Below are 11,154 nucleotides of genomic sequence, written 5' to 3' on the forward strand. Positions count from 1 at the left end.
GGCAAGGACCACCACGACATGACCTTTTCCCTGCACCCCGCCTACGACGACCCCCAGCTCGCCGGCCTCGTCGGCCGACTGCGCGACTACCTCCAGGGCGAACTGGCCGACCACGAACGCGACCGCGGTCTCACCCACGACAGCCGCCTCACCCGCACCGACCTCGAACCCGTCTGGCGGCGCAGCCGCGAACTGGGCTTCTACGGCGTGCACTTGCCTGAGCAGTACGGCGGCCAGGACCTCTCCTACACCGCGCTGGCTGCCCTCAAGGAAGAAGTCGGCGCCAGTGGACGCGTCCTCGGGCACAGCGTGCTGGGCGACATGGGCGGCCCGCTGCGCGCCGGCGACATCCTGCGGCACGCCACCGCGTACCAGCTGGAGAACTACCTGCTGCCCCTGGTGCGCGGCGAGCGCGCCTGCTGCTTCTCGCTGACCGAGACCGATGCCGGCTCCGACGTCCGCTCCATGCGCACCACCGCCGTACGCGACGGCGGCGGCTTCCGCCTGAGCGGCCACAAGGTCTTCTCCTCTGCGGGCCCCTTCGCAGACTTCGCCATCATCGTGGCCCGGATGGCCGGGAGCGGCGAACAGGAGGGCGAGAAGCCGTCGTTCTCCGCCTTCCTCGTCGACCTCGACAGCCCCGGCTGCCGGGTGGCCGACGGCGCGACACCCATGTCCGGCGAGCACATCGAGAGCGACATCATCCTGGACGACTGCCACGTCCCCGCCGAGAACCTCCTCGGCGAGGAGGGCAAGGGCATGCGGATCGCGCTCGGCCGCGTCACCACCAACCGGCTCCTGCACTGCCCCACCGTCATCGGTGCCACCCGCCGCGCCCTCGACCTCACCCTGGAGCGCACCCGCACCCGCAAGGTCGCGGGGGGCCAGCCCCTCCTCGCGCTCCAGGCCATCCAGCACAAGGTCGCCGACATGGCCACCGAGCTCTATGCCGCCCGCTCCATGACGTACGCGGCGCTCGCGGCGCTCGACCGGGGAGCCGACGTACGCACCGAGGCGTTCATGTGCAAGCTGTTCGTCGCCGAGTCCGCCTTCCGCATCCTCGACCAGGCCGTCCAGATCCACGGCAAGGAAGGGCTCACCCAGGGCAACGAGATCGAGTTCCTGTTCCGCAAGATCCGCATGTTCCGCATCCTGACCGGCACATCCGAGATCCAGCGCAACGGCATCGCGCACGGCCTCGCCTTCATGGCCTGACCCGTCTCCCTCTCCCACCGCAAGGCAAGGTGCACCGATGACAGCCCCCGCCCACCCCGCGGCCCCCGCCTGGTCGTCGCTCACGGGCAGACGCATCCTCGGCCTCTCCCGGCTGCTGCCGGGCCCCTACGCCACGTCCCTGCTCGCCGACCTCGCCGCCGACGTCATCAAGGTCGAAACCCCTCACACCGGCGACCCGCTGCGAGCCGCCCCCGACCTGTTCGACGCGCTCCACCACAACAAACGCTCGATAGCCGTCGACCTGCGCACCGAAGACGGCCGAAGCGCCTTCCTCGACCTGGTGCGCACCGCCGACGCCGTCGTGGAAAGCTTCCGCCCCGGCGTCCGCGACGGGATGGGCCCGGGCTACGCCACGCCCCACGAGGCCAATCCACGTCTGGTGCTGTGCTCGCTCAGCGGCTACGGACAGAGCGGGCCTTGCACACAGAAGCCAGGACACGAGCTCAACTTCCTCGGCCTGTCCGGCTTCTTCACCGTCCCCGGACGCCGGGACGGCCGGATCACCCGTCCCGGCGTCCGGGTCGGCGACATGGCCGGTGCCCTGCACGCGGCCCTCGCACTGACCGCCGCACTCGGTGCCGAAGGCGAAGGCCAGCACATCGACGTATCCCTCAGCGAATCCATCACCGCCTGGTGTTCCCTCTTCGCGCTGCCGCTGCGCGACCTCCCCGATCCCCTCGAAGCGGGCCTCGTCCAGGGCGACAACGACGTCTTCACCACCGCGGACGGACGCCGCCTTTCCCTCGCCACGTTCGAGGACAGGTTCTGGCACCACTTCCGCACCGAACTGGCTGCCGCTTCCCCGCGTTGAACACCCCCGCCTATGACCGGCGCGCCGCCCGCACCTCCGCCGGGCAGGCCGTGAGCGACCTGCTGCACGGCAGCTTCCGGGCCCGCGACTTCACCTGGTGGCAAGAGCGCCTGGATGGCCTCAACGCCCCCTGGGCGCCCGTCTTCGCCACCCCCGGCGAACTCCTGGCCGACCCCCACATCGCCGCACGGCAACTGCTCCGCACTCCCGCCGGCCCGGCCGCCTGCCCGCAGGCCCGCTTCCCCGTGACCTTCGGCGCCGGCCTCGACACCTTCCGCGGCCCGGCCCAGGCCCTCGGCCGGCACGCCGAGGAAATGCTCGGTCAACTCCCCGCCCAGCGGCCGGTGTCCTCGGTCCGTCGGGTGCGGCCTCCGGGCCGGTGAGGCGTCCCTCCGTCGAGGAGCCGCGGTGTCCGAGGTCAGTGCGGCGTGGTGCACCAGCCGCGGAGTGTCCGTGTCAGGTGCTGGAAGTCCCGGACCTGCACGGTCGTGCCGTCCCGGTGCAGAGTCAGCGTGCCGTCCGCCGTCGCCTCGATCCGCAGTGCCGCCCCTCGGCCGTCGGGTGCGGGGGTGAATCCTTCCCGGTACAAGGCCCGCAGCAGGAGCGGGCGCAGGGCGGCGGGGGCGTGGACGGCTGCGGTTCCGCGGGTGGCGAGGTGGGGGCGGAAGCCTGCGGTGGCGGGGTCGAAGTCGAGATGGCCTGCCGCGAAGGAGGCGGCGAGGGCTCCGGAGACGATGAGGTCTTCGGGTGCTCCGGTGTGCAGCCGGGAACCGCGGTCGAGCAGCCAGGCCGCATCCGCCGTCCGGAGGGCCAGTTCCAGGTCGTGCGTGCTGGCGATGACGGTGAGGCCGCGGTCGCGGGCGAGGTCGCGCAGGAGTGCGGTGAGCGCGACTCTGGACGGGACGTCCAGGAAGGCGGTGGGCTCGTCCAGCAGGATGACGTGCGGTTCCTGGGCGAGGGCCCGTGCGATGAGGACGCGCTGGCGTTCCCCGTCGGAAAGCTCGGCCGCCGGGCGGTCGGCGAGCGCGGCGACGCCGACCGCGTCCAGGGCCCAGTCCACGACCGCGCGGTCGTGCGCCGTGAGGCGGCCGGAGAAGCCGGTGTGGGGGTGGCGGCCGAGCGCTGCCACCTCCCGGGCGGACAGCAGGCCCGGGTCCACCTTGTCGGTCAGCACGACGGCGAGGCGGCGGGCGACATCGGTGGGTGACGCGGCGGCGATGTCCCGGCCCGCGATGCTGACGGTGCCCGAGAGCGGGGGCAGCAGGCCGCACAGGGTGTGGAGCAGCGTGGTCTTCCCGGTGCCGTTGGGGCCGAGGAGGACGGTCAGTTCGCCGGGGCGGGCGGTCAGCCGGATTCCGGTCAGCACGGCGTGGTGCCGGTTGCTGCCGCGCCAGGTACGGGAGCGGTGTCCCGCGGTGAGGTCACGGACGACGACACCGGCCCGCTCCGCGGCATCGTCCGGCGCCGCCGGTTCTTCTGCCGTCACGAGATCATGCTCCGCAGGGCGCGTCGTCTGCGCAGCAGCAGAACGATGACGAGCGGCGCGCCGAAGAGCGAGGTGACGGCGTTGATCGGAAAGGTCACCTCGGTGCCCGGGGGCTGGCTGATCAAGGCACAGGTGAGGGCGAGGCAGGCGCCCCCGATCATGGCGCCGGGAACCAGTACGCGGTGGTCGGAGGTGCCCAGCGCGAGCCTGGTCAGGTGGGGCACGGCCAGCCCGAGAAAGGCGACCGGGCCGCAGAAGGCGGTGACGGATCCGGCGAGCAGCGAGGTGCCCAGCAGCACCATGTCGCGGCTGCGCCGCACGTTCACGCCCATGCTCCGCGCGTAACCGTCGCCCAGGAGATGGGCGTTGAGCGTCTTGGTTCCGAGCAGCGCGGCCAGCAGCCCCAGCGCGGTGGCCGGGAGCATCACGTGGAGATCGGCCCAGGTGGTCGCGGTGAAGCTGCCCAGGCTCCACAGCACGAACTGCTGGGCGTTCTCCGGCTGCGCGTACACCATCAGCACGCTGACGAACGCGGCGACGGCCGAACCCAGCATCACGCCGACGAGCAGCAGGACGACCGTGGAACGCACCCGCCGGGCCAGCAGCATGACCAGGAGCAGCACGGCGGCAGCACCGCAGGCCGCCGCGAGCACCACCCCGACCCGGCCTGCCCCCGCCAGGTTCTCGGTGAACGCACCGGCCGTCCCGCCGGCTCCGAGCACCGTGGCCGCAACACCCAGGGAGGCGCCGGAGCTGAGCCCGAGCGCGTACGGGTCGGCCAGGGGGTTGCGGAAGAGGGCCTGAGTCTGCACGCCCGCCGCGGAGATGCCGGCGCCGGCGGCGACGGCGGTCAGCGCCCGGGGCAGCCGTACCTCCTGGACGATCACCGTCCAGCGGGGGTCGGCCGGGTCCTCGCCGAAGAGCACGCGCAGCACGTCGCCCGCCGGCACCCGGTACGGGCCGAGCATCAGCACGAGCACGAACTCCAGCGCTGTCGCGGCTGCCAGACCGGCCAGCACCAGCGTGCGCCGGGGAACTCTCACCCGCGCGGAACCTTCCGGTAGAACGTGAACCTGTGTCCCGGCAGCCGGTCGGGGTGGAGGATGGCCGTCAGGTCGGCGAGGACCAGGTCGGGGTGGAGGACGCCGCGCTGGTAGAAGTCGTTGCCGCCGCCCGGCCCGAGTGCCTTGGTGTTGGTCCACACCTCTCCGTCGGTGACGGCGGCCAGGTGGGCGTAGCGGGGATTGGCCGCGCCCGCGTCGGCGGTCGTCCGCCACTTCTGGTCGGTGAGCCAGATGCGGGCATCGCCGCCCTTGGCGTAGACGGTCTCGAAACCGAGCTGGAGACTGCCGGTGCCGGTCCGCCGTGCCCAGGGGTAGGTCCCGCCCGCGTCGCGTATCAGCCGGCCGACGTAGGAGCCGCCCGCGGCCATGAACCAGGTGCCCTGGTACATGCTGCCGGACAGCACCTTCACGGGCTTTCCCGGCCCGGCCGCCGCTCGGGCGGCTTTGGTGTATCCGGCGACGACACCGTCAAACACCTGACCGGCCCGGCGTTCGGTGCCGGTCAGCGCGGCCATGGCCTTGATCCATTCGGCCCGGCCGAGCGGAGTGGATTCCAGCCACTCGGCGTCGGAGACGACGGGGATGCCGGCTCTGCGGAGCTTGGGGTACTGCGGATCGTCGAACCCTGCCGCGACGAGCACGTCGGGATGCGCGCCGATGACCTTCTCCGTGGTGATGGTTCCGCCGCGTGCGTACTGGCTGATCCGCCCCGCGTCGACCTTCCTGCGGATGTCCGGGGAGACGACCTGGGTACCGTCGGCCACGCCGGTCAGGACACCGGCGGAGCCCGTCTCGGTCAGCAGCGGCAGCTGGGTGGTGGACGCCGAGTACAGGCTGCGGACCGGCACGGTGAGGTGCTGTGCCTTCGCCAGCTCGCCGGTCAAGTGCGGCGCCGGAGCGCCGCACTTGACCAGGACGTAGGACTCGGGGGCCGCTTGGGGATAGGGCTGCCGGACGGTGAGGATCTGGTAGCTCTTCTCGTACCGCAGGCTGAAGTTGGCCGCATGCGTCACCTTCGACTTGACCGGGAAGTAGTCCTTGTCCGGTGAGAAGTGACGTATGCAGCCCTCGCGTCCGGCCTCGGCCCCCGGTTTGTCCGGTCCGCCGCAGGCAGTGAGCACGAGGGCCCCCGCCAGCAGGCCGGCAGCCAGCGGCCGTGAGCTCCGTCGCAGCATCAGGACGGGAACCCGAACGAGGCGACGTACGCCTGACCTGGCGGCCGGTGGAACAGGCGGGTGAGGACGAAGTCGTCGTAGAGGCCGGCGGGGACCGTGGTGTCGGCGGATATCCGTACGCTCAGCCGGTACGGGGACGAGCGCCCTGCCAGGCTCACCGGGCACTCCCACCGGTCGCCCTCGCCCGACAGGCGTCGCTCGGCCAGGGTGGTGCGGGTCCAGCGGCCTGGGTCTGCCGGGTCGGGGGCGAGCAGGAAGACCTCCAGCAGGTGGCCGGGGTAGCCCTGATAGGTGTGCAGGTCTTCGGTCCCCAGCACCAGCGCGGTTTCCTCCGGCGGGCCTATCGCGCCGATGCGCGTCACGGTGAGTGGCAGTTCCACCGCGAGTCCGGAGTACGCGGCGTCACCGTAGATCCCCGGTTCGTCCCCCAGGTGTGTCCGGCCCCGCCAGACCAGTTCTGCGCTTGTCGACTTCATGAGTGTCTCCCCCGCTTCGGACCGTGTCCGGAGAGAAGGGGCGATATACCGGACCCGCGGTCGGCACATGGCCCCTCGAACGCTCCGGAACCTCGTGGTTCACGGCCTGCTCTTGCGTCCTGTCCGAGCCAAGTTCTCACAGCCGCCTGACGACGGCCAGAGTCCGCGGGGCGGTGGCCGAAAATAGCCGCAGGGCCAGTACGGCGGCCTCGTCAGCAACCGCTGGGCAGAGGTGGCCGTCCGCTGCCGGCGGCCGTATCAGGCCGTCGTGATGGTGCCGCGGTGGACCGAAGCCGGCGGACTGCCGTGCGCCGGTCACGACGACGGCTTGCGGACCAGCAGGCGCCGGTAGGTCATGCAGCGGCGCAGGTAGAGGTCGATGGTGAGGTTGACGGCCGTGACGAACTCCTCGATCATCAACCGCCCGTAGGCCGGTCTGCCCGGGGCACCAACGGGATCCCCCGGCCAGTCGGAGATCACCCGTGGCGCGAAGTGGTCCCACATCTGGCGCTCGAAGTGGTCGGCCATGGGGCCGCGGGCCACGTGGCCGAGGTCGAGTGACGCCTCGGCGGGCGGGAACCCGGCGGACATCAGGTCGTCCTCGACCGTGGTGGTGCGGGCGAAGTAGGGGAACTGGAAATGCCGGGTCAGGGCGGCGATGTCCGCGTCGGTGGCGAGCGAGGTGAGCATCCAGTCGTCGACGACGAACCGGCCACCGGGCGCCAGGCTGCGGAACACCCGCTCGTACAAGGCGCGGTGGTCCTTGACCTGGTAGAGCATGTTGATGCTCAGCGCGGCGTCGAAAGGGCCGGCGGGCAGCGACCGCTGGCAGTCGCCGACCCTCACGGCGACGCTGCCGCGTGACGGGCGGTGCGCGCGGTTGAGCCGGCGGCAGGTCTCGGCGTGGACGGGCGAGTTGGTGACCGAGGTGACGTGGACGCCGCGCCGCCCGGCGAGCAGGCGTGCCGGTCCTCCGAGGCCGCCGCCGATGTCCATCACCCATTCACCGGCGGCGAGTTCGGCCAGTTCGGCGATCTGGAGGGTGTGGAGTGCCGCACCGCGCCGCCATTGCCTTCCGTCCGACCAGATCCCCGGGTCGGACACCATCGGCGGGTGCAGCAGGTCACCCGTGAGGTAGATGTGCAGCCCGCCGCCGGGCAGCCCGAGCTGCGCGCCGACCACATCACCTGCGTAGTGCGGCACGGTGCCCTGCCCACCGCGCGTCATGCGGCCCCTCCGGCCTCTTGCGACCAGCGGGGCAGCCGCCGGTAGGTGACGGGCGGGTGGTCGGGTCCTTCGTAGGTGGGCAGCAGCGCGCTGACCGCACTGCCGCACAGCGGATGCCCCGGCTCGTTCCACCAGCCGGCCTCCGGAAGGCAGAACTGCCGTACGTAGTGCGCCCTGAACTCTTCGGGGAGGTCCCGGAAGTCGGGGGTGAAGAGCAGGTCCACGGCGGTGCGCATGGTGTCGGTGTCGTTCGGATGAGTGGCGTGCAGCACCCGTACGTCGCCGATCACGAGGTCGCCGGCATCCGCGTCGATGGTCGTCTCGTCCGGGACCGGCAGGTGGGAGACCGTGTCCTGGGGCTGGTCCTCGATGTGCTGGGTGTGCGGCTCCGGCAGGACATCGTGCAGGTGGTGCCGGGTCCGGTGGCTTCCGGCGACCACCCGCAGGGCGCCGTTCTCACGGCGGGTCCTCTGGAGGTAGAGCATGCAGAACACCTGGGCGGGCTGTCGGGCGTGGCTCAGGTCGTGGTCCCACGCCCACCAGTCCTGGTGCCACCACAGGCCCGGGGAGCGGGGTGGCTTGGCGATGACGTAGCCGCTGATCCAGCGCGGGTCGGTGAACCCGAGCCGCCGGAACGCGTCCGTCAGCGCGTGCGAGGTCAGCACATCGGCGTGCGGATCGTCCTCGACGTGGACGGGTATCAGACTGCCGTGGTGGGCGTAGCGCCGGAAGTGCTGCGCCTTCTCCGAGTGCAGTTTGCGTTCGGCCAGATCGCGCAGTCGCGCCACCAGGCCAGGGGGCAGGGCCCCTTTGATCAGACAGAACCCGTCGGTTGCCAACTGCTCGCGTATGTCAGGGAGTTCTCGTTCCGACATGGGAAGCCCTTTCCCCCGCTGTGGTAAGGCTGGTGCGGAAAGTAACAGTGTGGTGATCTCCCCCTGGAGGTCATTTCCGGACGTTCACGGGACGGGCGGCATGGACATCGAGTTGCGGGACCTGCTGGGCAGTACATCGGTGGTCTGGCTGCCGGGATCCGGTTGGCGGATGCTGTCCTCCGGAGTGCTCGGCGGCGGTCTCGGCCCCCGTACGTGGGTGCTCAACGCCCAGGTCCCCCTCACCTACGACCGCACCGACCCCGCCGTCCACCTCACCGAACTCCGGTCCGCGTGCGGCCTGTCCGGCGACGGAGTGGGCATGCTCACGGCCACCGCGGTGCGGCACTACGTACCGGCGTGCGAGCAGGGCGTCGAGGTGACGGCGACCGTGGGACTGAGCGTGCCGACCTGGGCCGCCGACCACGCCGCGGTTCCCTCGCCCATGCGCCCGGGGACGGTGAACATCATCGCGTCCCTGCCCGTTCCGCTGGACGACGCGGCCCTCGTCAACGCCGTGATCACCGCGACCGAGGCGAAGACACAGGCACTGTGGAACGCGGGGCTGGCGGGCACCGGAACCGCATCCGACGCCCTGTGCGTGGCGGTGCCGGAGAGCGGCGGCCCGTCCGTCCCGTTCTGTGGCCCGCGTTCCGTGTGGGGCATGCGGCTGGCCCGTGCGGTGCACACCGCCGTGTACCGCGGTGCCGTCAACTGGCTGAAACGCCACCCTCAGCACGAGGTGGCCCGGTCAACCCAGGCCCCGGCCTGACCGGTTCGGGGTCATACGCGCCACGAGCACCACGGCGCCGACCGCGGAAGCCGCCAGCACGGACAGGCCGGTGAGCGGCCCGACATCGTGCCATTCGCCCAGCACCAGGCCGCGCAGCACCTCGATCGCGTAGGTGAGCGGGTTCAGTCGCGCCACCGCCGCCAGCCAGCCGGGCATCACCGCAAGGGGCACGAAGGCGCTGCTGGTGAACACCAGTGGAAGCGTCACGAACCCGCTGACCGCGAAGAAGACGGTGTGGCTCGACGTCCGGTACGCCAGCGCGATGAACGCCGCGGACACCGTGCCGACGAGCAGCGCAACGGTCAGCAGCAGGAGGACGGTATGCACGGCACCCGCCGCAGGCCGGGTACCCAGCACCGCGGCCACCGCCATGATCAGCACCGCCTGCGCCGCCCCCAGTGCCGTCTGGAACAGAATGCGGCTGCTGACGACGGAACTTCGCGCCAACGGCATGCTCAGCAACCGCCCCAGATAGCCGGTCTCCTTGTCCCACAGCAACGGGACCGCGGCGCTCACCCCCGCTCCGATGGCGGTGAAGGCGAGGACGCCCGGCAGCATGAAGGCCAGATAGTCGGCGTTGCCCACCGTGTCGGGGCGCATGGCACGGCTGAGCGCGCTGCCCAGGAGGACCAGCCAGACGGCGGGCTGGAGCAGCGTGAACACCAGACCAAGTTTTTCGCGCCACAGTTCCAGTGACCACCGGCGCAGCAGCGCGCCGGTTTCCTGCAGTCGTCCGCGCAGCGGATGCGGCGCGGTGGGCGCGCCACGCAGGACGACGGGCTCGGCATCGCCGTCCTCGCGGGTCTCCGCTCCCTCGCCGCCGGCCAGCGCGCGTCCGGTGTGGAGGAGGAACACGTCGTCCAGCGAGGGCTGTTGGTAGCCGACCTGCGACAGCCGCACGTCGTGTTCCCGCGCCACGTCGACCACCTGGGCCAGCGCCGTCGCCGCGTCCTCGACGTACAGGTGGAGGCCGCCCTCGCGGGGCATCACCCGGCGCACCCACGCCCGGCCGGTCAGCGCGTCCCGCAGCCGGTCCCCGTCATCGGTCACGACCTCCAGGGCGTCCGTCCCCACCGCCCGCTTCAGGCCCGCCGGAGTGCCGCTCACCAGTTCCCGGCCGGCGTCGATGATGGCCAGCCGGTCGCACAACCGGTCCGCCTCATCAAGGTAGTTCGTGGTCAGCAGCACGGACGAGCCCTGATCCCGCAGTGCTTCGACGTGGTTCCAGACGCGGTGGCGCGACCGGACGTCGAGACCGAGCGTCGGCTCGTCGAGGATCAGTACCCGCGGCGCCTGTAACAACCCGCAGGCCAGGTCCAGCCGTTTGAGCATTCCGCCGGAGAACTCGGCCACCCTGCGCCCCGCCTCGTCCGAGAGCCCGACCACCTCCAGCACCTCCTCCACCCGGCTCCGGCGCTCACCGCGCGGCACGTGGAAAAGATCGGCCTCGATCTCCACGCTCTCCCGGGCCGTGAGCAGATGCCGTATCCCTTTCTCCTGGGACACGTAACCGATCCGCCGCCTGACCTGCGCCGCCTCGCGCTCCACGTCGAAGCCGCATATCGATGCCCGCCCCGCGCTGGGTACGAGCAGCGTCGTCAGCATCCGGATCGTCGTCGTCTTGCCCGCGCCGTTGGGCCCCAGCAGTCCGTAGATCTCCCCCGCCGCCACCGTGAGGTCCAGCCCGTCCACAACCGGGCGCCCCTCGAAGGACCGGCTCAGGCCCTGCGTCCTGATCGCATCACTCATGGCGTCAGCATCACACCTCCGCCCACCACCCCGGCCCGGTCCACGGACCCGGGCCTCGGGCCGCGCGCCGGCGGTCCCTTCCAGCGTCGCGAGGGACCGGGCCAGGCCCTTCGCGGGCGGTTGTTCCGTCGCGTCTGCGCTTGCTCGGATGACGTCGCATAGGCATTCCGACGGCCGAGTGGCCGGGCTGGATCAGCGTGCTTAGCCTGGGCGAAATGTCGTTCGTCGGCCCGCGTCCGCGTGGCGGAAGGGTGAGAGTCTTGAG

At 71.4% G+C, this 11,154-nt stretch carries 11 protein-coding genes; 4 read left to right on the forward strand and 7 right to left on the reverse strand.

The window, feature by feature from the left end; genetic code table 11:
- Window positions 1-18: 18 nt before the first annotated feature.
- The 3 genes from LIU39_RS01850 to LIU39_RS01860 are packed head-to-tail and all read left to right on the forward strand — an operon-like array spanning window position 19 to window position 2,430.
- Window positions 19-1,215, forward strand: a complete 1,197-nt coding sequence (locus LIU39_RS01850; RefSeq protein WP_227043807.1) for an acyl-CoA dehydrogenase family protein — start codon at window positions 19-21, stop codon at window positions 1,213-1,215.
- Window positions 1,216-1,252: 37 nt separating this feature from the next.
- Window positions 1,253-2,047, forward strand: coding sequence for a CoA transferase (locus tag LIU39_RS01855; RefSeq protein ID WP_227043808.1), 795 nt, complete (start codon window positions 1,253-1,255; stop codon window positions 2,045-2,047).
- A complete protein-coding gene (locus tag LIU39_RS01860; RefSeq protein WP_227043810.1) occupies window positions 2,044-2,430 on the forward strand; it encodes a CoA transferase in 387 nt (128 codons plus the stop codon). The genes LIU39_RS01855 and LIU39_RS01860 overlap by 4 nt, the downstream gene beginning before the upstream one ends.
- Window positions 2,431-2,465: 35 nt before the next feature.
- On the opposite strand, the gene LIU39_RS01865 is transcribed toward LIU39_RS01860, so the two are convergent.
- The 6 genes from LIU39_RS01865 to LIU39_RS01890 form a co-directional block, all read right to left on the reverse strand.
- Complete coding sequence (locus tag LIU39_RS01865) at window positions 2,466-3,533, reverse strand: ABC transporter ATP-binding protein (protein ID WP_227043813.1); 1,068 nt, start codon at window positions 3,531-3,533, stop codon at window positions 2,466-2,468.
- The gene (locus LIU39_RS01870; RefSeq protein WP_227043815.1) at window positions 3,530-4,576 is read right to left on the reverse strand and encodes an iron chelate uptake ABC transporter family permease subunit; all 1,047 of its coding nucleotides are present in this window, start codon (window positions 4,574-4,576) and stop codon (window positions 3,530-3,532) included. Before LIU39_RS01870 ends, LIU39_RS01865 begins: the two co-directional genes overlap by 4 nt.
- Window positions 4,573-5,772, reverse strand: coding sequence for an ABC transporter substrate-binding protein (locus tag LIU39_RS01875; RefSeq protein WP_227043817.1), 1,200 nt, complete (start codon window positions 5,770-5,772; stop codon window positions 4,573-4,575). The genes LIU39_RS01870 and LIU39_RS01875 overlap by 4 nt, the downstream gene beginning before the upstream one ends.
- Complete coding sequence (locus LIU39_RS01880) at window positions 5,772-6,248, reverse strand: hypothetical protein (RefSeq protein WP_227043820.1); 477 nt, start codon at window positions 6,246-6,248, stop codon at window positions 5,772-5,774. The genes LIU39_RS01875 and LIU39_RS01880 overlap by 1 nt, the downstream gene beginning before the upstream one ends.
- A 315-nt stretch (window positions 6,249-6,563) precedes the next feature.
- Window positions 6,564-7,475, reverse strand: coding sequence for an SAM-dependent methyltransferase (locus LIU39_RS01885; RefSeq protein WP_227043822.1), 912 nt, complete (start codon window positions 7,473-7,475; stop codon window positions 6,564-6,566).
- Entirely contained in the window at window positions 7,472-8,350 is an 879-nt protein-coding gene (locus tag LIU39_RS01890) for a phytanoyl-CoA dioxygenase family protein (protein ID WP_227043824.1), read from the reverse strand. Before LIU39_RS01890 ends, LIU39_RS01885 begins: the two co-directional genes overlap by 4 nt.
- A gap of 100 nt (window positions 8,351-8,450) precedes the next feature.
- On the opposite strand from LIU39_RS01890, the gene LIU39_RS01895 reads away from it, so the two are divergent.
- A complete protein-coding gene (locus tag LIU39_RS01895; protein WP_227043826.1) occupies window positions 8,451-9,119 on the forward strand; it encodes an adenosylcobinamide amidohydrolase in 669 nt (222 codons plus the stop codon).
- Here the strand turns inward: LIU39_RS01895 and LIU39_RS01900 are convergent.
- Window positions 9,099-10,889 carry an ATP-binding cassette domain-containing protein gene (locus LIU39_RS01900; RefSeq protein WP_227043829.1) on the reverse strand — a complete coding sequence of 597 codons (1,791 nt, stop codon included), beginning with the start codon at window positions 10,887-10,889 and terminating at the stop codon, window positions 9,099-9,101. The two genes, LIU39_RS01895 and LIU39_RS01900, sit on opposite strands and share 21 nt — an antisense overlap.
- Window positions 10,890-11,154 lie beyond the last annotated feature (265 nt).

The sequence above is a fragment of the Streptomyces pinistramenti genome, assembly GCF_020564935.1.
GTDB classification, from domain to species: domain Bacteria; phylum Actinomycetota; class Actinomycetes; order Streptomycetales; family Streptomycetaceae; genus Streptomyces; species Streptomyces pinistramenti.